The sequence below is a fragment of the Streptomyces sp. NPDC029151 genome, assembly GCF_055564315.1.
Map to the genome: position 1 here is coordinate 197,796 of NZ_JBVHWQ010000002.1, position 20,499 is coordinate 218,294.

General features: G+C 70.6%; 16 protein-coding genes. 8 read left to right on the forward strand and 8 right to left on the reverse strand.

Annotated features, from left to right (window positions below; genetic code table 11):
* The first annotated feature begins 153 nt into the window (after window positions 1–153).
* On the forward strand, window positions 154–1,290 hold the full coding sequence (locus ACZ4VF_RS08680) for a LacI family DNA-binding transcriptional regulator (protein WP_467924062.1): 1,137 nt from the start codon (window positions 154–156) through the stop codon (window positions 1,288–1,290).
* On the forward strand, window positions 1,287–2,207 hold the full coding sequence (locus ACZ4VF_RS08685; RefSeq protein WP_467924064.1) for a carbohydrate kinase family protein: 921 nt from the start codon (window positions 1,287–1,289) through the stop codon (window positions 2,205–2,207). The genes ACZ4VF_RS08680 and ACZ4VF_RS08685 overlap by 4 nt, the downstream gene beginning before the upstream one ends.
* A 148-nt stretch (window positions 2,208–2,355) precedes the next feature.
* Here the strand turns inward: ACZ4VF_RS08685 and uvrA are convergent, their stop codons facing one another.
* A complete protein-coding gene (gene uvrA / locus ACZ4VF_RS08690) occupies window positions 2,356–5,382 on the reverse strand; it encodes an excinuclease ABC subunit UvrA (RefSeq protein WP_467924066.1) in 3,027 nt (1,008 codons plus the stop codon).
* Between the two features lie 224 nt (window positions 5,383–5,606).
* Between uvrA and ACZ4VF_RS08695 the strand changes: the two genes are divergently transcribed.
* The 5 genes from ACZ4VF_RS08695 (at window position 5,607) to ACZ4VF_RS08715 (ending at window position 10,032) form a co-directional block, all read left to right on the forward strand.
* Entirely contained in the window at window positions 5,607–6,302 is a 696-nt protein-coding gene (locus ACZ4VF_RS08695; protein ID WP_467924068.1) for a maleylpyruvate isomerase family mycothiol-dependent enzyme, read from the forward strand.
* A 68-nt stretch (window positions 6,303–6,370) separates the two neighbouring features.
* Window positions 6,371–7,027: an MBL fold metallo-hydrolase gene (locus tag ACZ4VF_RS08700; protein ID WP_467924070.1), complete on the forward strand. Its 657-nt coding sequence runs from the start codon at window positions 6,371–6,373 to the stop codon at window positions 7,025–7,027.
* A gap of 403 nt (window positions 7,028–7,430) precedes the next feature.
* Window positions 7,431–8,309 carry an ABC transporter substrate-binding protein gene (locus ACZ4VF_RS08705; RefSeq protein WP_467924072.1) on the forward strand — a complete coding sequence of 293 codons (879 nt, stop codon included), beginning with the start codon at window positions 7,431–7,433 and terminating at the stop codon, window positions 8,307–8,309.
* Window positions 8,306–9,235 (forward strand): amino acid ABC transporter permease, encoded by a 930-nt coding sequence (locus tag ACZ4VF_RS08710; protein ID WP_467924074.1) that lies wholly within the window; start codon window positions 8,306–8,308, stop codon window positions 9,233–9,235. The genes ACZ4VF_RS08705 and ACZ4VF_RS08710 overlap by 4 nt, the downstream gene beginning before the upstream one ends.
* A 68-nt stretch (window positions 9,236–9,303) precedes the next feature.
* A complete protein-coding gene (locus ACZ4VF_RS08715; RefSeq protein WP_467925572.1) occupies window positions 9,304–10,032 on the forward strand; it encodes an amino acid ABC transporter ATP-binding protein in 729 nt (242 codons plus the stop codon).
* A 14-nt stretch (window positions 10,033–10,046) separates the two neighbouring features.
* Here ACZ4VF_RS08715 and aroQ read toward each other — a convergent pair whose 3' ends face one another.
* Window positions 10,047–10,520 (reverse strand): type II 3-dehydroquinate dehydratase, encoded by a 474-nt coding sequence (gene aroQ, locus ACZ4VF_RS08720; RefSeq protein ID WP_467924076.1) that lies wholly within the window; start codon window positions 10,518–10,520, stop codon window positions 10,047–10,049.
* Between the two features lie 210 nt (window positions 10,521–10,730).
* Between aroQ and ACZ4VF_RS08725 the strand changes: the two genes are divergently transcribed.
* On the forward strand, window positions 10,731–12,002 hold the full coding sequence (locus ACZ4VF_RS08725; protein ID WP_467925574.1) for an MFS transporter: 1,272 nt from the start codon (window positions 10,731–10,733) through the stop codon (window positions 12,000–12,002).
* A gap of 28 nt (window positions 12,003–12,030) precedes the next feature.
* Here ACZ4VF_RS08725 and ACZ4VF_RS08730 read toward each other — a convergent pair whose 3' ends face one another.
* From ACZ4VF_RS08730 to ACZ4VF_RS08755, 6 genes are all read right to left on the reverse strand, one after another.
* A complete protein-coding gene (locus tag ACZ4VF_RS08730) occupies window positions 12,031–13,131 on the reverse strand; it encodes a calcium:cation antiporter (RefSeq protein ID WP_467924078.1) in 1,101 nt (366 codons plus the stop codon).
* A gap of 162 nt (window positions 13,132–13,293) precedes the next feature.
* Window positions 13,294–14,295: a TerC family protein gene (locus ACZ4VF_RS08735; protein WP_467924080.1), complete on the reverse strand. Its 1,002-nt coding sequence runs from the start codon at window positions 14,293–14,295 to the stop codon at window positions 13,294–13,296.
* 223 nt (window positions 14,296–14,518) lie between these two features.
* Window positions 14,519–16,468, reverse strand: a complete 1,950-nt coding sequence (locus ACZ4VF_RS08740) for a TerD family protein (protein ID WP_467924082.1) — start codon at window positions 16,466–16,468, stop codon at window positions 14,519–14,521.
* A 117-nt stretch (window positions 16,469–16,585) separates the two neighbouring features.
* Complete coding sequence (locus ACZ4VF_RS08745; RefSeq protein ID WP_467924084.1) at window positions 16,586–17,164, reverse strand: TerD family protein; 579 nt, start codon at window positions 17,162–17,164, stop codon at window positions 16,586–16,588.
* A gap of 172 nt (window positions 17,165–17,336) precedes the next feature.
* Complete coding sequence (uvrB, locus tag ACZ4VF_RS08750; protein ID WP_467924086.1) at window positions 17,337–19,475, reverse strand: excinuclease ABC subunit UvrB; 2,139 nt, start codon at window positions 19,473–19,475, stop codon at window positions 17,337–17,339.
* 40 nt (window positions 19,476–19,515) lie between these two features.
* Window positions 19,516–20,394, reverse strand: a complete 879-nt coding sequence (locus ACZ4VF_RS08755; protein WP_467924088.1) for an MHYT domain-containing protein — start codon at window positions 20,392–20,394, stop codon at window positions 19,516–19,518.
* Window positions 20,395–20,499 lie beyond the last annotated feature (105 nt).

The following is a 20,499-nucleotide window of genomic DNA, read 5'->3' on the forward strand; positions in this document are numbered from 1 at the left end:
GAGCCCGGTAGTCCGGAGACTGCCGGACCTGGATGTCGGGAGACCGCGGGAGCAAGAGCCCGGGAACCCGGGTGGCCCGGAGACGGCAGGCACGGAAGGCCTGGGGGGCGGGCTCCCCAGGCAGGACCGGGTCGGCTGAAGGGAGGGAACGAGATGGCCACCATGGCGGATGTCGCCCGGCTCGCCGGGGTTTCCGTGGCCACCGTCTCCCACGTCCTCAACGGCACGCGCCCGGTGCTCCCCCACACCCGTCAGGCCGTGCTCGACGCCGTCGACTCGCTGGGCTACACCCCCAACACCCTGGCCCGTTCCCTGGTGACCTCGCGCACCCGCTCCATCGGCCTCGCGGTCTCGGCCATCAGCAACCCGTACTTCACCGAGATCCTGCAGGGCGTCGAGGCGGCTGCCCTGGAGGCGGGCTACAGCCTGCTCATCGCCGATCCGCACGACGACCCCCGGCACGAGCGCAAGGTCGTACAGCTCCTGCACGAGCGCCGGGTGGACGGCATGATCGTGGCTCCGTCCGCCGACCCGGCCGACCTCGTCGGCTATCTGCGCCGCCACGCGGTACCGACGGTGTTCCTGGACCGGCTCGTCGACACGGACACGCGCCTGACCGAGGACGTCGGGGCGGGCCACGGCGCGGGTGCCGCCGCCCGCCCGGACGCACCGTGCTTCGACCAGGTCTGCGCCGACAGCGCCGCGCCGACGGCCCTGCTCGTCACCCACCTCGCCGGGCTGGGGCACCGCCGGATCGCCCTGGTCGCCGGCTTGCCCGGCCTCAGCACCACCAGCGAGCGCGTCTCCGGCTACCGGGAGGGCCTCGCCGAGGCCGGTCTGGCCCACGAGGACCGTCTCCTCGTCTCCGGCAACTCCGAGTCCGACAGTGCGGAACGGGCCACGGCCGCCCTGCTCGGTCTGCCCGATCCGCCCACGGCGCTCGTCACCGCCAACAACGCGATGACCATCGGCGCCCTGCGCGCACTGCGCCGGCACGGCCGGTCCGTGCCGGACGACATCGCCCTGTGCTGCTTCGACGACTTCGCCTGGGCCGACCTCTTCTCGCCCCGGCTGACCGCCATCGCCCAGCCCAGCCGGGAGCTGGGCGCCCAAGCCGTCCGGCTGCTGCTGGACCGGCTGACCGAGCCGGGGCGGCCGGCCCGGACGGTCCGGCTGCCGTGCACGTTCGTCCACCGCACGTCCTGCGGCTGCCCGGAGGAGCCGGGCCCCGCCCAAGGAGACGGACACACCGCACCATCCACAACGTCCGAGAAGGGAACCGCCACGTGATCGTCGTTGCCGGTGAGGCACTGATCGACCTGGTACCGCAGGGCCCCGGTGCCCTCGCGGACCTGAAGCCGGCGCCAGGCGGCGGTCCGTACAACACCGCCGTGGCGCTGGGCCGGCTCGGCTCCCGCACCGCGTTCTGCTCCCGGACCTCGGTCGACGCCTTCGGTGAGGCCCTGCTCGACGGGCTGCGGCGGGCCGGGGTCGACGTGTCCGGGGTGCAGCGGGGCCAGGAGCCGACCACCCTCGCCGTGGCCACGATCGACACGGCGGGATCGGCCGCCTACTCCTTCTATGTCGACGGCACCGCCGACCGCCTGTTCGCGGCTCCCGCCGCGCTCCCCGCGGGGACGCGCGCGGTGTCCTTCGGCACCTGCTCGCTCGTCCTGGAGCCGGGAGCGAGCGCTTACGAGGAGCTGATGCGCGCGGCTGCCGGGCAGGGGTTGTTCACCGCGCTCGACCCCAACATCCGGGCGGGACTGATTCCGGACGCGGACGCCTACCGGGCGCGTTTCAGGAGCTGGCTGCCCTCGGTGACCTTGCTGAAGCTGTCCGCGGAGGACGCGGAGTGGCTCGGCGGCAGCCCACGCGAGTGGCTGGCCGCAGGACCGGCGGCCGTGGTGGTCACCCGGGGCGGTGACGGTCTGACCGTGTTCACCCGGGACGGCGGGGAACACTCCGTGCCGGGCGAGAAGGTCGATGTCGTGGACACCATCGGCGCCGGTGACACGGTGAACGCGGCCCTGCTCCACGGGCTGGCCGTCCGGGACGCGCTGTCCGCGGAGGCGCTCGCCGCCCTCGGGACGGAGGGCTGGACGCGGCTGTTGCGCTTCGCGGCACGGGCGGCTGCGATCACCTGTTCGCGGGCGGGGGCCGAGCCGCCGTACGCGGCGGAGCTGGGTGAGCCGACCGCGCTGTGAGCGGCTGATCTCCCTGTGCTGTTGACAAGGTGCGACCGGGCCTGCGGTGAGCGGGGACCTGTCGGACCGCTGGACCGGGCTGGCTGATGGTGGAACGAACGGCGCCCCGCGGAGAGTTCCCGCGGGGCGCCGAATTCGTGATGAAGTGTCAGGCCTTGCGGGCCCGCGTGGTCTTCTTGGCGGGCGTCGCCTTCTTCGTGGCGGTGGCGGCCTTCTTGACCGGGGTGTTGTTGGCCTTGGCGGTCACCGTCTTCTTCGCCGTCGACTTGGCCGCGGCCGTCTTCCGGGCCGCGCCGCCGCGCTGTGCCTTGACCGGTTCGGCATCGCTGATGCGGTCGGCACCGAGGATCTCGCGCAGGAACTTGCCCGTGTGGCTCGTCGGGACCCCGGCGACCTCCTCCGGCGTGCCCTCGGCGACCACCAGACCACCGCCGGCGCCGCCCTCCGGGCCCATGTCCACGATCCAGTCGGCGGTCTTGATCACATCGAGGTTGTGCTCGATGACGATGACGGTGTTGCCCTTGTCGACCAGCCCGCCGAGGACCTTGAGCAGCTTGCTGATGTCCTCGAAGTGCAGGCCGGTGGTCGGCTCGTCCAGGACGTAGACCGTGCGTCCGGTGGACCGCTTCTGCAGTTCGCTGGCGAGCTTCACGCGCTGCGCCTCACCACCGGAGAGGGTGGTGGCGGACTGGCCGAGGCGGACGTAACCGAGACCCACGTCGTTCAGCGTCCTCAGATGGCGGGAGATCGCCGGGACCGCCTCGAAGAAGTGCATGGCCTCCTCGATCGGCATGTTCAGGACCTCGGCGATGGACTTGCCCTTGTAGTGGACCTCCAGGGTCTCCCGGTTGTACCGGGCGCCGTGGCAGACCTCGCACGGGACGTACACGTCCGGGAGGAAGTTCATCTCGATCTTGATCGTGCCGTCGCCGGCGCAGTTCTCGCAGCGACCGCCCTTGACGTTGAAGGAGAAGCGGCCCGGCAGGTAGCCCCGGACCTTCGCCTCGGTGGTCTCGGCGAACAGCTTGCGGATGTGGTCGAAGACACCCGTGTAGGTCGCCGGGTTGGACCGCGGGGTGCGGCCGATCGGCGACTGGTCGACGTGCACGACCTTGTCGACCAGGTCGTCGCCGTCCACGCGCGTGTGCCGTCCGGGGACGGTCCGGGCGCCGTTCAGCTCGCGGGCCAGGTGCGTGTACAGGATGTCGTTGACCAGCGTCGACTTGCCGGAGCCGGAGACACCGGTGACGGCCGTGAACACACCGAGCGGGAAGGAGACGTCGATGTCCTGCAGGTTGTTCTCACGGGCGCCGTGCACGGTGAGCTGCCGGGACGGGTCACGGGGGCGCCGTACGTCCGGGAGCGGAATCGACTTGCGGCCCGAGAGGTAGGCGCCGGTCTGCGACTCGGCGTTGGCGAGCAGTTCCTTCACGGAGCCGCTGTGCACGACCTTGCCGCCGTGCTCGCCGGCGCCGGGGCCGATGTCCACGATCCAGTCGGCGACCTTGATGGTGTCCTCGTCGTGCTCCACGACGATGAGCGTGTTGCCCATGTCGCGCAGCCGGACCAGGGTCTCGATCAGACGGTGGTTGTCCCGCTGGTGCAGACCGATGGACGGCTCGTCCAGGACGTACAGGACGCCGACGAGGCCGGAGCCGATCTGGGTGGCCAGGCGGATGCGCTGGGCCTCGCCGCCGGAGAGGGTGCCGGCCGCGCGGTTGAGCGAGAGGTAGTCCAGGCCGACGTCGACCAGGAAGCGCAGCCGCTCGTTGACCTCCTTCAGGACGCGCTCGGCGATCTTCTTGTCGCGGGCGTTCAGCTTCAGTTTGCCCAGGAAGTCCGCGCAGTCGCTGATCGACATCGCCGAGACCTCGGCGATCGACTTCTCCATGATCGTGACGGCGAGGACGATCGGCTTCAGACGGGTGCCCTCGCAGGAGGGGCAGGGCACCTCGCGCATGTAGCCCTCGAAGCGCTCGCGGCTGGCGTCGCTCTCGGCCTCGCTGTGCCGGCGCTTGACGAAGTGCACCGCACCCTCGAAGGGAGTGGTGTAGACACGCTCCCGGCCGTACCGGTTGCGGTAGCGCACCTCGATCTGGGTCTTGTGGCCGTAGAGCAGGGCCTTCTTGGCACGCTGCGGCAGACCCGCGAAGGGGATGTCCGTGCGGAAGCCGAGGGCGTCCGCGAGGGCGCCGATCAGACGGCCGAAGTAGTCCTTGGTGTGCCCGTGCGACCAGGGGTGTATGGCTCCCTCGTCCAGGGACTTGTCCTCGTCCGGGACGATCAGCTCCGGGTCGACCTCCATGCGCGTGCCGATGCCGGTGCACTCGGGGCAGGCGCCGAAGGGCGAGTTGAAGGAGAAGGAGCGGGGCTCCAGCTCCTCGAAGGACAGGTCGTCGTACGGGCAGTAGAGGTGCTCCGAGTACATGCGCTCGCGCTCGGGGTCGTCCTCGGGGAGGTCCACGAAGTCGAGCACGACCATGCCGCCGGACAGACCGAGGGCGGTCTCCACGGAGTCGGTGAGGCGGCGCTTGGCGGACTCCTTCACCGTGAGGCGGTCCACGACCACCTCGATGGTGTGCTTCTCCTGCTTCTTCAGGACCGGCGGTTCGGACAGCTGGGCGGTCTGGCCGTCCACGCGCGCACGGGAGTAGCCCTTGGTCTGGAGGTCGGCGAAGAGGTCGACGAACTCGCCCTTGCGCTCGCGCACCAGCGGGGACAGCACCTGGAAGCGGCTCCCCTCGGGCAGCTCCAGGACCCTGTCCACGATGGCCTGCGGCGACTGGCGCGAGATCGGACGGCCGCACTGGGGGCAGTGCGGCTTGCCGATGCGGGCGAAGAGCAGACGGAGGTAGTCGTAGACCTCGGTGATCGTGCCGACCGTGGAGCGCGGGTTGCGCGAGGTCGACTTCTGGTCGATCGAGACAGCCGGGGAGAGGCCCTCGATGAAGTCGACGTCGGGCTTGTCCATCTGGCCGAGGAACTGCCGTGCGTACGAGGAGAGCGACTCCACGTAGCGGCGCTGGCCCTCCGCGAAGATCGTGTCGAAGGCCAGGGAGGACTTGCCCGACCCGGACAGGCCCGTGAAGACGATGAGCGAGTCACGAGGCAGGTCGAGCGAGACATTCTTCAGGTTGTGCTCGCGCGCGCCACGGACGATGAGACGGTCGGCCACGCCGGTCCGCACCTTTCTTGAGAGAAGTGACAGGGGCGGGGCCCCCGTGCTTCTTCAGACTAGGGGGAGCCACTGACAACGCCGGTCGGATTGCCCGGTTGCATAACAACCCCCGGCCTTCCAGCATGCCCGACGCCGCCACCGACGATATAGCACGTGCTTTCGATTTGCGGGCGAGGTTCACCACCTTCACTCGAAGGTGTGGCCGGACTAGGGTCAGCACCATGAATGATCACGCTCATGACCTGGCCCGTGTACGTGAAGCGACCGATCGGCTGCTCAGCGCGGTCGCCGAACTGGACAACGCCGCGCTCGCCCAGCCGTCACGGCTGCCGGGCTGGAGCCGTGGGCATGTCCTCGCCCACCTCGCCCGGAACGCGGACGCGCTTCTGAACGTCCTCCGGGGCCGTCCCATGTACGCGAGTGCGCAGGCCCGGGAAGCCGACATCGAGCGGGACGCGCCGCGGCCGCTGGAGGCGCAGGTCGCCGACGTCCGGGAGAGCGCGGCCCGCTTCCAGGCGGCCGGGGACGAGCCCGCGGACTGGACGCGGACGGTGGAGCTGCGCAACGGAGTCCTCGACTCCGCGGCCCGGGTGCCGTTCCGCCGGTGGGCGGAGGTGGAGCTGCACCACGTCGACCTGGGGATCGGGTACGAGCTGGAGGATCTTCCGGCCGAGTTCCTGGAACGGGAGACCGACTTCCTCACGGACCGCTTCTCCGGGCACCCGGACGTCCCCGCGACCCGCCTCACGGACGGCACGCGCGCGTGGACCACCGGGCGGGCGGCGGAGGATCCGGGGATCCCCGAGATCACGGTCGCCGGCGGGCCGGCGGTCCTGGTGGGCTGGCTGGCCGGGCGCCGCGACGGTTCCGCGCTGGAGGTGCGGGGCGGGGCGCTGCCGAAGCTGCCTGCCCTGTAGGACGACGCCTGTCGGCGGGCCCGTGCGGGCGGCCGTCCGCCAAGGGCTCCTCGCTATAGGCTGCCGTCATGACGTACTCCGGAGAGGTCAAGGTCGGCGGACCGGCGGATGTGCACGAGCTGAAAGACCTGATGATCACCAAGATCGCGGTCGGCCCGATGGACAACAACGCCTATCTGCTGCGCTGCCGGGCCACCGACGAGCAGCTTCTGATCGACGCCGCCAACGAGGCGCAGACACTCCTCGGCATGATCGGTGACGACGGCATCGCGTCCGTCGTCACCACGCATCAGCACGGCGACCACTGGCAGGCGCTCGCCGACGTGGTCGCGGCCACGGGCGCGCGGACGTACGCCGGCCGGGAGGACGCCGCTGGCATCCCGGTGCCCACCGATGTCCTCGTCGACGACGGCGACGTCATCAGGGTGGGCCGGGTAAAGCTCACCGCACGCCACCTGGTCGGGCACACGCCCGGTTCGATCGCGCTGGTCTACGACGACCCGCACGGCCACCCGCACGTCTTCACCGGCGACTGCCTCTTCCCCGGTGGTGTCGGCAACACCCGCAAGGACCCCAAGGCGTTCGCCAGCCTGATCCACGACGTGGAGACGAAGATCTTCGACGTGCTGCCGGACGAGACCTGGGTCTATCCGGGCCATGGCAACGACACCACGCTGGGCGCGGAACGGCCGCACCTGCCGGAGTGGCACGCGCGCGGGTGGTGAGCGCGGCCTGCCGCTTGCACGCTCCGGCGCGTGAGCCGTACGCGCGCCGCCCATACCGCAGTTGAGCATGCGCCGGGCGCGCACTCGTATGCACTCCCGGCGTGCACCACCCCTGCGTGCGCCCCGTGTGAACCTTTCGCACGCAACGAGCCCCCGTGCGCACTCGCGGACAGCCGCCGGCCGCAGTCAACTGGTAGCAGCCCCGCACAGGATCGACGGCTCCTGAGCGGTAGGGCCGCCGGTCTCCAACCCCGCCCTCGGCCGGCGGCCCGGGCCAGAACCCGGGCACGCGCGCGTGAGCTGCGTCCGCACCCGTTCACACGGCCGCAACACCCGTTCCCACCATGCGGACAACTACCCCTGTGACCTGGACAGACACGGCGTTCGCTGCCACTCTCCCGCCATGCACCCTGCCCCTCGCGCCGTGCGCCGCGCCCTCGCCGCCGTCACCGTAGCCCTGCTCGCCACCGCTGTCGGCTGTGCTCCGCAGCCCGAGGAGAAGACGTCGGCCGCCCCGTCGGGTAGCGCCGGCTGCGCCAAGGGCGGGCTCGCCACCAAGACGTCCGGGAAACTGACGATCGCCACGGACGAACCGGCGTACGAGCCCTGGTTCAAGGACGACAAGCCCGCCAACGGCAAGGGCTTCGAGTCCGCGGTCGCCTATGCCGTGGCGAAGCGGCTGGGGTACGGCAAGAGCGCGGTCGCCTGGCAGAGCGTGCCGTTCAACAAGGCGTTCGCGCCGGGCGCGAAGACCTTCGACTTCGACATCAACCAGGTGTCGATCAGCGACGAGCGCAAGAAGGCCGTGGACTTCTCCTCCGGTTACTACGACGTGCGTCAGGCCGTCATCGCGCTGAAGGGCAGCAAGGCCGCCGGGGCGAGGAGCATCGCGGATCTCAAGAAGCTCAAGCTGGGTGCCCAGGTGGGTACCACGAGCCTCGACTACATCGGCGACGTCGTGAAGCCGGAGCAGGAGGCGGCCGTCTACGCCAAGAACGACCAGGCCAAGTCCGCGCTGAAGAACGGTCAGGTGGACGCCGTCGTCACCGATCTGCCGACCGCCTTCTACATCACCGCGGCCGAGGTGACGAACGCGAAGATCGTCGGCCAGTTCGAGAACCAGGGCGGCACGCCCGAGCAGTTCGGGCTGGTACTGGACAAGGGCAGCGCTCTGACGCCGTGCGTGACCGCCGCCGTCGACGCGCTGCGCAAGGACGGCACGCTGGCCGCCATCGAGAAGCAGTGGCTCTCGGACGCCGTCGACGCCCCGGTGCTCAAGTGACGGTCACGAAGGACGAGTCGGCCCGGGGAGGGGCGGACGACAAGGGTGACATGACCGAGGGCACCGGCGGGTCCGGTGACGGCTACACCCCCTCCGAGCGACGGCTGGCACGTGAGCGCTACACACGCGCGCGTGCCCGCCGCGCCACGGCGATCGCGTCCCTGTCGACGCTGGTCACGGCCGCGGTGCTCTACCTGGTCGTCGTCGACGCGCCGGGCTGGCCGCGCACCAGGGAGACCTTCTTCAGCGCGCACTACGCGCGCGAGGCGTTCCCGAAGGTCCTCGACGGGCTGTGGCTGAACGTCCGCCTGCTGCTGGTCTGCGGCGCCGCCGTGCTGGTCCTGGGCATGCTGATCGCCATCGCGCGCACACTGCGGGGCCCGGTCTTCTTCCCGCTCCGGGTGCTCGCGGCGGCCTACACCGACTTCTTCCGCGGTCTGCCGCTGATCATCAACCTGATGATCGTGGTCCTGGGGGTGCCGGCCCTGCGGCTGCAAGGCGTCACGGTCGACCCCGTGCTGCTCGGCGGTACGGCGCTGACGTTGACGTACTCGGCTTACGTGGCGGAGGTGTTCCGGGCCGGCATCGAGTCCGTCCACCCCTCGCAGCGTGCCGCGGCCCGCTCGCTGGGCCTGACCAACCGGCAGGCCCTGCGCTACGTCGTCCTGCCGCAGGCCGTCCGCCGGCAGGTACCGCCGCTCCTCAACGACCTGGTGTCACTGCAGAAGGACACCGGTCTGGTGTCCATCGGAGGTGCGGTGGACGCCGTACGGGCGGCCGACATCATCGTGGGCCGCAGTCTGAACTACACGCCGTACATCGTCGCGGGGCTGGTGTTCGTGGCGCTGACCATCCCGATGACCCGGTTCACCGACTGGGTGACGGCACGGATGGACCGGCGGCGGGCCCAGGGAGGGCCCCTGTGAGCACCCGGGGAGGAGCCCCTGTGAGCACGCCTGAGAGCACGCCCGCGAGCAACGCGCCCGTCCTGCGGATGGAGTCGGTCCGCAAGACCTTCGGCGGCTCCGTCGTCCTGCGGGACGTCGATCTCGAGGTGCCCCCGCACACGGTGACCGCGCTGATCGGCGCCTCCGGATCGGGCAAGTCGACGCTGCTGCGCTGCGCCAACCTCCTGGAGGAGATTGACGACGGCGCCATCTGGCTGGACGGCGAGGAGATCACCGACCCGCGCGCGGACCAGGACGCGGTGCGGCGCCGGATCGGCGTCGTCTTCCAGGCGTACAACCTCTTCCCGCACATGACCGTGCTCGACAACATCACGCTCGCACCACGCCGGGTGCACGGCGTCTCCCGGGCGGAGGCCGAGGAACGGGCCAGGGAGCTGCTGGAGCGCCTTGGACTGGGCGGCAGGGCGGGCGCCTACCCGGACCGGCTGAGCGGCGGTCAGCAGCAGCGTGTGGCGATCGTGCGGGCCCTCGCGGTGCGGCCCCGGCTGCTCCTGCTGGACGAGATCACGGCCGCGCTCGACCCGGAACTCGTGGGCGAGGTGCTGGACGTGGTCCGCGGTCTGAAGGACAAGGGCATGACGATGGTGCTCGCGACGCACGAGATGGGTTTCGCGCGGGACGTCGCCGACCAGGTGTGCTTCCTGGACGGCGGGGTCGTGCTGGAGCGCGGTTCCGCCGAGCAGGTCTTCGGTGACCCGCGGCAGGAACGCACCCGGCGCTTCCTGCGGCGGATCGTGGAGGCGGGCCGGCTGTAGACCCGCGCACGGGTTCACGTCCGCGTCGGCGCCGCCCCGGCCAGCGCGGCGACCCGCTCCACGCCGAACACGTAGCCCTGCACTCCGCATCCGGCGATCACGCCGTCGGCGCGCAGCGAGACGTAGGAGTGGTGCCGGAACGATTCCCGCTGGTGGATATTGGAGATGTGCACCTCCAGCACGGGCATGCCGTCGCAGGTGTTGAGCGCGTCCAGGAGGGCGACCGACGTGTGCGAGTAGGCGCCGGGGTTGATGACGATGCCGCAGTGGTTCAGCCGCGCCTCGTGGATCCAGTCGACCAGTTCGCCCTCGTGGTTGGACTGCCGGAAGTCCACCGTGCCCCCGTGCGCGGCCGCCGCCTCGGCGCACAGCGCCTCCACGTCGGCCAGCGTGTCCCGGCCGTAGATCTCGGGCTGGCGCTGGCCGAGCAGGTTCAGGTTGGGCCCGTTGAGGATCATGATCGGGGCGTTGGCCAGGGTGCGGGGCACGGTTCCTCCGGTCCGTTCGGGGCGGTGCGTCGACGACCGCTGCTCGCCCCGGTCTATCACGCCGGTCAGGCCGGACACCGGGCCCCGCGCCCCGGTAGCCCGCGGCGTGCGCTCCAGCTACGTGATCACCTCCGCACGCCCCCGTAACCCTTGATCACACTGGGTAGTTGACGCGACATGCACCGTGTACGTGCCGTAAACACCCCGTCCATGCCGCGGCTCGCCGCCGCCTCCCTCGCCGGAACGGCGATCGAGTTCTACGACTTCTTCGTCTACGGCACAGCGGCCGCTCTGGTTCTCGGGCCGCTGTTCTTCCCGACCTTCTCGCCGGTCGCGGGGACGCTGGCGGCGTTCGGGACGTTCGGGGTCGGGTTCGTGGCCCGGCCGCTGGGCTCGGTGGTCTTCGGGCACCTCGGGGACCGGCGCGGGCGGCGGCCGGTGCTCGTCCTCTCGCTGCTGCTCACCGGCGCCTCGACGGTGGCGGTCGGCTGTGTGCCGTCCTACGGCACGATCGGTGTCGCCGCTCCCGTACTGCTGCTCGTGCTGCGCTTCCTGCAGGGGCTGGGGCTCGGCGGGGAGTGGGGCGGGGCGGTACTGCTGACCGCCGAGCACGCTCCCGCCCGGCGGCGTGCCCTCTGGTCGAGCTTCCCCCAGGTGGGGCCGGCGTTCGGCTTCCTCCTGGCCAACGGGGTGATGCTCGCGCTGTCCGCGGCGCTGTCCGACGCGGAGTTCGCGCGCTGGGGCTGGCGCGTGCCGTTCTGGGCGGCCGGCGCGCTGGCGCTGGCCGGTCTGTGGCTGCGCTCCTCCCTCACCGAGAGCCCGCGCTTCCTGGAGATCGACGACCACGCCCGCCTGCCGCTCGTCGAGGTCGTGCGGCACCACGGGCGGCTGGTGCTGCTGACGGCCGGGGCGCTGGCGGTCGGCTATGCGGTGTTCTACGCGGTGACGACCTGGTCGCTGGCCTATGCGACGGAACGGCTGGGGGTGAGCCGGACGGTCGTGCTGCTGTGCGTCATGGGCGCGGTGGTCGTGCAGGGCGCCCTCACACCGCTCATGGCGCTGCTCGGAGACCAGTACGGGCGGCGGCCGATGTGCCTGACGGGGTGTGCGGCCTGCGTCCTGTGGATGCTCCCGATGGTCGCGCTGCTGGCGACCGGCGAGCCCCTGCTGATGTTTCTCGCGATCCTCGGTGCCCTGCTCGCCTTCGGTGTCATGTCCGCGGTGATCGCCGCCTACCTCTCCGAGCTGTTCGAGCCCCGGGTGCGCTGCACGGGCGCCGCCGTGGGCTACAACCTGGGCGGGGTCTTCGGCGGGGCCCTCACCCCGATCGTGGCCACGACGCTCGCGGAGCGGGGCGGGCGGGTGCCGTGGGGTGTGGGTGTGTATCTGATGGGCGTCGCGCTGGTCAGCCTGGTGTGCTTCGCGCTGCTGCCGGAGACCCGGCCGGTGCCGGCGCCGGCGGTGGAGCCGGTCGGCAGCTGACCGGTGCCACCGCCGGGTCGGCCGTCCGCTACGGGTTGATCGCCAGTTCCAGGTAGGCCGCGAGCAACACGAGGTGGACGCCGCCCTGCAGGGGGGTGGCCCGGCCCGGCACCACGGTCAGGGAACTGACCACCACGGTCAGCGCGAGCAGCAGCATGTGGGTCGGGCCGAGGCCGAGGACGAGCGGCCCGGACAGCCAGACGGAGGCGAGCGCCACGGCCGGGATGGTCAGACCGATGCTGGCCATCGCGGAGCCGAGTGCGAGGTTGAGGCTGGTCTGCACCCGGTCACGGCGGGCGGAGCGCAGCGCGGCGATCGTCTCGGGCAGCAGGACGAGCAGGGCGATGATCACGCCGACCACGGCGTGGTGCAGGCCCGCCGCCGCCACGCCCGCCTCGATCGTGGGTGACACGCCCTTGGCCAGGCCGACCACGCCGACCAGGGCCAGCGCGAGCAGGCCGAGGCTGGTCCACGCGGTGCGCGCGGACGGGGGCCGGGCGTGGTCTTCGACGGTGATGACCTCGCCCTGTCGGGTGATGGGCAGGAAGTAGTCGCGGTGGCGCACGGTCTGGGTGGCCACGAACAGCCCGTACAGAATCAGGGAGGACATCGCGGCGAAGGTCAGCTGGACGCTGGAGAACTCGGGTCCGGGCTTGCTGGTGGTGAAGGTCGGCAGCACCAGGCTGAGCGTGGCCAGCGTCGCCACCGTGGCCAGAGCCGCGCCCGTGCCCTCGGGGTTGAAGACGGCCGTGCCGTGCCGCAGGGAGGCGGCCAGCAGGCTCAGTCCGACGACGCCGTTGCAGGTGATCATCACGGCGGCGAAGACCGTGTCCCGGGCCAGGGTGGAACTCTTGTCCCCGCCGTCCGCCATCAGTGTGACGATCAGAGCCACCTCGATGATCGTGACGGCGATGGCGAGCACCAGGGAACCGAAGGGCTCACCGACCCGGTGGGCGATCACCTCGGCGTGGTGCACCGCCGCGAGAACGGACCCGGCGAGGACGACGGTGACCAGGCCGACGACCGCGCCGGGCAGATCCCTGCCCCAGGTGAAGACCAGCAGGACGACCGCGAGCACCGGCACGAGGATCGTCCATGACCGAGTGAGCGACCGGAGCCGAGTGATCATGCGGCGATGTTCGCAGAGGCCTACAGAGTTCGCATTCCGTTCTTTTCGGATACCTCTCATCCTTTCCGGTGCGGGGCCCGGTCCCGGCGGGACCGGGCCCCGCGTCCCGACGAGACCCCGCTGGGGAGCTCTGTGGGGGCGCGGGCTTCCGCGTCGTCGCCGTCAGACGTCGACGCTGTCCTTCCGCGCACCCTCGCCGCCGGCCTGCGCGGCACCGACGGCCTCCTGCTTCCTGGTGGCCAGCAGGCTGGTGATCGTGGTGACGGCGAGGACCGCGCAGATCACGCCGAGCGAGACCGGGATGCTGATCTCGGGCACATGGACACCGGACTCGTGCAGGGCGTGCAGCACCAGCTTCACGCCGATGAAGCCGAGGATGATCGACAGGCCGTACGAGAGGTGGACCAGCTTCTTGAGCAGGCCGCCGATGAGGAAGTACAGCTGTCGCAGACCCATCAGGGCGAAGGCGTTGGCGGTGAAGACGATGTACGGGTCCTGGGTCAGTCCGAAGATCGCGGGGATGGAGTCCAGGGCGAACAGCACGTCGGTGGTACCGATGGCGAGCATCACGACCAGCATCGGGGTCATGACGCGCTTGCCGTTCTGCTGGATCCACAGCTTGGTGCCGTGGTACCGGTCGGCCACGCCGAACCTGCGCTCCGCGGCCTTCAGCAGCTTGTTCTCCTCGTACTCCTCGTCCTGCTCGTCCGCACGGGCCTCCTGGACGAGCTTCCAGGCGGTCCATATCAGGAAGGCACCGAAGAGGTAGAACACCCAGGAGAAGCTGGCGAGGATCGCGGCTCCGGCGGCGATGAAGACGGCCCGCAGGACCAGGGCTATGAGGACGCCGACGAGCAGGACGCGCTGCTGGTACTGGGTGGGTACCGCGAACTTCGCCATGATCAGGACGAAGACGAAGAGGTTGTCGACGCTCAGCGACTTCTCGGTAATGAAGCCCGCGAAGAACTCGCCGGCCGGTTGTCCGCCGCCGAAGACGAGCAGACCGAGACCGAAGAGGCCGGCCAGCGCGATCCAGACGACCGTCCAGATTCCCGCTTCCTTGATCGACACCTCGTGCGGCTTGCGGCCGATGAAGAAGTCGACCGCGATCAGGGCGGCGAGACCGATGATGGTGAGGACCCACAGGCCCATGGAGACTTCCACTGCACCTCCGGCATTACGTGACGGCAAACACAACAGCGTTGTCGCTGCCGGAGGTCTCTTCCACCCGCGATGGGCCGACGCCCCGGGACCTGGAACGGTCCGTACTGACGGGTGCGCCGCAGTCAGGGAGTACTCCCCTCCGTACGGACGAGAGTACCCCAATCGCCAAGGAAAGGTAAAGAGTACAGTAAAGAAATCACCAAATACCCAGGTCAGGGGATCTTTACCACTGCTTGGTGCGAGCCTTGGTCACCTCGGCGAGCACCTCTTGGAGGATGCCGCTGCCGGCCGGGACGAGCGAGGGCTCGTACGTCCAGGCGTGACCGACCCACGGATCCGCCAGGTGGTCGTCGGGCAGCGGAGTGAGTCGCAACAGCGAACGCCACAACGGGTCGAGCAAGGGGCCGTACGCGGCGGCGTCCTCACGGTCGGCCACCAGCAGGAGGTGCACGCCGACGGCCGGACCTTCGTCGGCGAGATAACGCAGCCGCGTCAGCGAACGATCGTCGAACCCGTGCGGGAAGTCGTTGACGATCAGCAGGTGCTGAGCGGTGTCCACATCGGCCGGCAGCGACTCGGCCGCGCCGCCACGCACCGCCATCTGCACCAGGTCGACTCGCCGGGTGAGCCGTTCCAACGCCTGCGCTACCCCCACCGCCCCGGCCGCGGGCGGTGCGGCCAGGACTCCGGACCGCGTCAGCGGAGACAACGCCTGTGACCCGGCACCGGCCGGGTCGATGACCTGGACCGCGAACGCCCTGGGCGGGTGCACGGCGAGCAGACGCACCGCGAGGGCGACCGCCGCCGTCATGGCCAGGTGCCGTAGCTCGGCTGAGTCGGGCCCACCGTCCTCGGTGGCCTGCGTCGGACCGCTGTCGATCCACAGACCACGCTCCAGCGGCATCCTGACCAGCAGCGGGATGCGCAGGGGCACGCTCTCGGGCAGGTGGAGATCGCCGAGCCGCAGGGCCATCGGCGGCTCGGCGGGAGCCCGGTAGGCGTGCCAGACGGGGTTGTCCCAGCGGGCGAAGGCCGGTGGGAGCGCGGATTCGACGACCTCGGCCTCGGCGGTGAGCTGGGCCAGATCGCGGTCGATGGCCGCGCGTGCCTGGTCGGCCAGCTGGGTCCGGCGCGTGTGGGCCGCCTCGCGGGCGGCGTCGCCCGCGGTGCCGAGCCGCTGGCGGGGGTCGGCGAGAGCCTGGTCCAGCTCCTTCTCCAGGCGGGAGTCGGCGAACTCCACGGCACCGCGGTAGGCGGCGACGGTGCGGGCCAGGTCCTCGAACATGCCCCAGACCTGGTTGTACAGCCTCTCCTCCATCGACCAGCCCACGGCGTCTCCGGCCACGGGCCGAGCGGGCTGCCCGTCGGCCGGTGGGGGCGCCGGGGGCGGGGACGCAATGCCGTGGGTGCGGCGAGGGTGTGTGTAGTCGACCGGACCGCCGGGATGCCGGGGAGCGGGAGCACCACCGCCGTCGTCGAGGCTCCGCGGGTCCTCCGGTCGCGGCGGCTGTGGGAGACCGGCAGCGGACGCGGCCTGGGAGGGGGAGCCGGTCCGGGAAGCGGACCCGGCGGTTCTCGGGTCCGGGTCGCGGCGGGTCACCGGTACGGGTGCCGGACCGGGCAGACACTGGGCTGCCGCCTCCTGGAGGGCCCTCGCGAGATCCCTGGCGTCGCTCAGGCCCCTGTCGGCGAGGAGCGCGGGGAGGCCGCCCGCATAGCCCTGGCCCGTCGCGCGCACCTTCCAGGCCCCCTGCCTGCGGTACAGCTCCAGGGCGCTCACGGCCGTCTCGGTGTCCAGGCCGGTGAGGGTGTAGGAGGCGAGTTCGGTGCCGTCCGGGCTGCTCACCGTGGTGTGCGGGGCCGGAACGGCGCCGAAGCGGCGCGGGCCCGCGGTACCGGCGGGCAGGGCGAGGAACACGTCGACCCTGTGCACGGCCTTGGGCAGGGCGGCCAGGTCGACGGTCAGGCAGTGCTCGGCGGCGGCCAGGCGGGGCGTCTCGACGGCGGGCGGTGCCGGGGCGCCGGGGCCGGCGACCCCTTCCCGGCCGTGCACCGTGCCGTGCTCGTCGCCGAGTGTGACTCCGGCCAGCACCGGCGCCCCTGCCGAGATCCGGATCTCCAGCCGGACCTGGGGCAGCGGGTGGTTCTGCCCCCGCACCAGCTCAGCCGCCATCGCCGTCGCCCCCCTGGGTCGTACCGTCGTGCGTATCGCCCTGATCGACGCGCCGGGCTCGCGACCGTGCCGCCGCCGCGGAAGCACCACGATCCGGTCGAGAGCGGGCGGTGCGTCCTAGAGGTGCGGCACGATCGTCGGCATCAGGTCCTGGAAGGTGCGTCCGTTGGCCGGGGCGCCGATGGCGGTCATCGTCCACCCGGTGCCCGCCCGGTGGACCTTGGCCATGATCTGGGCGGTGTACTCGCCGCCGCCGGCCAGGGTGTAGCGGGCGAGTTCCTGGCCGTTGGTCTCGTCCACGAGCCGGCAGAAGGCGTTCTGCACCTCCTGGAACGTCTGGCCGGTGAAGGAGTTCACCGTGAAGACGATCTGGTCGATGTGGACCGGGACGCGCTGGAGGTCCACCAGGATCGCCTCGTCGTCGCCGCCCTGACCGGCGCCGCCGACGAGGTTGTCACCGGTGTGGCGCACGGAGCCGTCGTCGCTCACCAGGTGGCGGAAGAAGACGACGTCCTTGGGTTCCGCGCCGGCGAAGAGCACCGCCGAGGCGTCCAGGTCGATCTCGCGGGTGCGGGAGCCGAAGAGTCCGCGCCGCTTCGCCGCCTGCCAGCCGAGCCCCATGCGGACCGCGGTCAGGGTGCCTCCGTCCTTCTTCTCCAGGCTGATGGCCTGACCCTTGGACAAGTTGACGGACACGGCTGGATCCCCTTTCGACGGTCCCCTGTTGCCACGCCGAGCTGTTGCTGCCACCGGCGCGGTTGTCAAAACCCTACGCAGGGCCGCTGACAGTGCCGACCCCCGGCTCGCGCTTTGTGTCGGTGTTGCAACACTCGGCGCTCCTGCCGAGGACCGGCGCTGCCCTGCGGGTTCAGGCGAGGCCGGCCTCCCGCATCTGGCGCAGTTCCTTCTTCATCTCGGCGACCTCGTCGCGCAGCCGGGCCGCGACCTCGAACTGCAGCTCCGCGGCGGCGGCGCGCATGCGCTCGGTCATCTCCTCGATCTGCTCGGCCAGTTCGGCCGCCGGACGGTCCGTGGGCACCGTCTTGCCCTTGGCGGTCTTGCCGGCCTTCGCGCCCTTGGCCGCCTTGTCGCCGAGCGACGGGACGGGGGCCTTCGTGCCCTTGCCGTCCGCCGTCCTGCGGTAACCGGAGCCGAGGAGTTGCTCGGTGTCGACCTCCTCCCGGGCGATCTGCGCGACGATGTCGTTGATCTTCTTGCGCAGGGGCTGGGGGTCGATGCCGTTCGCCTTGTTGTAGGCGACCTGCTTCTCCCGGCGGCGGTTGGTCTCCTCGATGGCCTTCTCCATCGCCGGGGTGATCTTGTCGGCGTACATGTGGACCTGGCCGGAGACGTTGCGTGCCGCGCGGCCGATGGTCTGGATCAGCGAGGTGCCCGAGCGGAGGAAGCCCTCCTTGTCGGCGTCCAGGATCGCCACCAGGGACACCTCGGGCAGGTCGAGGCCCTCACGGAGCAGGTTGATGCCGACCAGGACGTCGTACTCACCGGAACGCAGCTCACGCAGCAGCTCGATGCGGCGCAGGGTGTCGACGTCGCTGTGCAGGTAGCGGACCTGGATGCCGAGTTCCAGGAAGTAGTCGGTGAGGTCCTCGGCCATCTTCTTGGTCAGCGTGGTGACGAGGACCCGCTCGTCCTTCTCGGTGCGCTTGCGGATCTCGTGCACCAGGTCGTCGATCTGGCCCTCGGTGGGCTTGACCACGACCTCCGGGTCGACCAGGCCGGTCGGCCGGATGATCTGCTCGACCACACCGTCCGAACGCGACATCTCGTAGGTGCCCGGGGTGGCCGACAGGTAGACGGTCTGTCCGATGCGCTCCTGGAACTCCTCCCACTTCAAGGGACGGTTGTCCAGGGCGGAGGGGAGGCGGAAGCCGTGATCCACGAGGGTGCGCTTGCGGGAGGCGTCGCCCTCGTACATCGCGCCGATCTGCGGCACGGTCACGTGCGATTCGTCGATGACGAGCAGGAAGTCGTCCGGGAAGTAGTCCAGCAGGGTGTTGGGCGGGGAGCCGGGCAGGCGGCCGTCGAAGTGCATCGAGTAGTTCTCCACGCCGGAGCAGGTGCCGATCTGGCGGAGCATCTCGATGTCGTACGTGGTGCGCATGCGAAGCCGCTGGGCCTCCAGGAGCTTGCCCTGCTTCTCCAGCTCGGCGAGGCGCTCCCCCAGCTCCTTCTCGATGTCGTTGACGGCCCGCTCCATGCGCTCGGGACCTGCGACGTAGTGGGAGGCGGGGAAGACATAGAGCTGCTGGTCGTCGCTGATGATCTCCCCGGTGATCGGGTGCAGCGTGGAGAGCGCCTCGATCTCGTCACCGAACATCTCGATGCGGACGGCCAGCTCCTCGTAGACCGGGAAGATCTCGATGGTGTCGCCGCGGACCCGGAAGGTGCCGCGGCTGAACGCCATGTCGTTGCGCGTGTACTGGATGTCGACGAAGCGGCGCAGCAGGTCGTCCCGGTCGATCTCGTCGCCGACCCGGAGGGGGACCATGCGGTCCACGTACTCCTGCGGCGTACCGAGGCCGTAGATGCACGACACCGAGGCGACCACGACGACGTCGCGGCGGGTGAGCAGCGAGTTGGTGGCCGAGTGACGCAGGCGCTCGACCTCCTCGTTGATCGAGGAGTCCTTCTCGATGTAGGTGTCCGACTGGGGGACGTAGGCCTCGGGCTGGTAGTAGTCGTAGTACGAGACGAAGTACTCGACCGCGTTGTTCGGCAGCAGCTCGCGGAACTCGTTCGCCAGCTGGGCGGCCAGCGTCTTGTTCGGCGCCATCACCAGGGTGGGGCGCTGGAGCTTCTCGATCATCCAGGCGGTGGTGGCGGACTTGCCGGTGCCGGTCGCGCCCAGGAGGACGACGTCCTTCTCACCGGCCTCGATGCGCTTGGCCAGCTCGGCGATGGCCGCCGGCTGGTCGCCGCTGGGCTGGTAGGGGCTGACGACCTCGAAGGGCGCCACCGTGCGTTCGATGTGGGAAACGGGCCGCATGACATCAACCGTACGACCCCCCACTGACAACGGGCTCCGGTCAGCGGTTCTGCGGGGCCCGGGAGCCGTGGTGCTCCGGCCGGGGGGCCGGCCGGCGGCCCTCGTGCAGGGCGGGGCGGCGCTCCGTGTGCGTGGCGACGGCGGCGGCCGGGACACCCGGTTTGTGCTCGACGGGCCCCCCGCCGGGCCGGCCCATGATCATGAGCGGGTCGAAGACCACGACGACGCCCGCGAGGAGCAGGAAGGCCAGCGGGCCGATCAGCATGGGCGCGAGCACGGACGCCTCGGGTGTGCCGCCGACGGTGTGGGAGGGCCCGTCGAGATGGACGCCGAGGGCGGCCATCCCGGTGTAGTGCATGCCGCTGACCGCGAGTCCCATGACGAGACTCGCTCCGACGCTCCACAGGAAGCCCCGCACCTGTCCGGCGGCCCACAGGGCGGCGGTGGCGGCCACGACCGCTATGACGACGGAGGCGGCGACGGTGAGCGTGTTGTAGGTGAACCGCCCGTGGAAGCGGACGCCCGCCATGCCGAGATAGTGCATGGAGGCGACGCCCAGCCCGGTGATCGTGCCGCCGGTGAAGAGAGGCGTACCGGTGGCGCCCCGGTAGCCGACGATGAAGATCCCGACGCCGACCATGACGACGGCGAGCCCGAGGCTCGCGTAGGTGAGCGCCTTGTCGTAGTGGATCGGCGCCTCCTTGATGGTGAAGCCCATCATGGCGACGAAGTGCATGGTCCAGATACCGGAGCCGATCGCCGCCGACCCCAGGGCCAGCCAGGCGGGGCGCCGCGCGTGGGTGACCAGCAGGGAGCGTGTGGTGCAGCGCAGGCCGAGGGCGCCGCCGAGGCACGCCATCAGATAGGCCACCAACGGGGTGACGGCCCCGTAGCTGAATCCGTCGACCGTGCCTTGCATCCGCGGCTGCCCTTCCGCCTTCTTGCGTCCCGGAATACCTGAATATGCCCCCGTCCCAGGACCGCTCGGGCGGTCAGGGTTGTCGCAGAGAGTATGACCCCCACC

What these genes read in the sequence shown, in the direction of transcription:
- ACZ4VF_RS08695 (WP_467924068.1), top strand. Translation starts at nt 5,607, where the DNA reads ATGAATGATCACGCTCATGACCTGGCCCGTGTACGTGAAGCGACCGAT.
- uvrB (WP_467924086.1), bottom strand. Translation starts at nt 19,475, where the DNA reads ATGCGGCCCGTTTCCCACATCGAACGCACGGTGGCGCCCTTCGAGGTC.
- ACZ4VF_RS08705 (WP_467924072.1), top strand. Translation starts at nt 7,431, where the DNA reads ATGCACCCTGCCCCTCGCGCCGTGCGCCGCGCCCTCGCCGCCGTCACC.
- ACZ4VF_RS08740 (WP_467924082.1), bottom strand. Translation starts at nt 16,468, where the DNA reads ATGGCGGCTGAGCTGGTGCGGGGGCAGAACCACCCGCTGCCCCAGGTC.
- ACZ4VF_RS08680 (WP_467924062.1), top strand. Translation starts at nt 154, where the DNA reads ATGGCCACCATGGCGGATGTCGCCCGGCTCGCCGGGGTTTCCGTGGCC.
- ACZ4VF_RS08730 (WP_467924078.1), bottom strand. Translation starts at nt 13,131, where the DNA reads ATGATCACTCGGCTCCGGTCGCTCACTCGGTCATGGACGATCCTCGTG.
- ACZ4VF_RS08725 (WP_467925574.1), top strand. Translation starts at nt 10,731, where the DNA reads ATGCCGCGGCTCGCCGCCGCCTCCCTCGCCGGAACGGCGATCGAGTTC.
- ACZ4VF_RS08755 (WP_467924088.1), bottom strand. Translation starts at nt 20,394, where the DNA reads ATGCAAGGCACGGTCGACGGATTCAGCTACGGGGCCGTCACCCCGTTG.
- ACZ4VF_RS08700 (WP_467924070.1), top strand. Translation starts at nt 6,371, where the DNA reads ATGACGTACTCCGGAGAGGTCAAGGTCGGCGGACCGGCGGATGTGCAC.
- ACZ4VF_RS08715 (WP_467925572.1), top strand. Translation starts at nt 9,304, where the DNA reads ATGGAGTCGGTCCGCAAGACCTTCGGCGGCTCCGTCGTCCTGCGGGAC.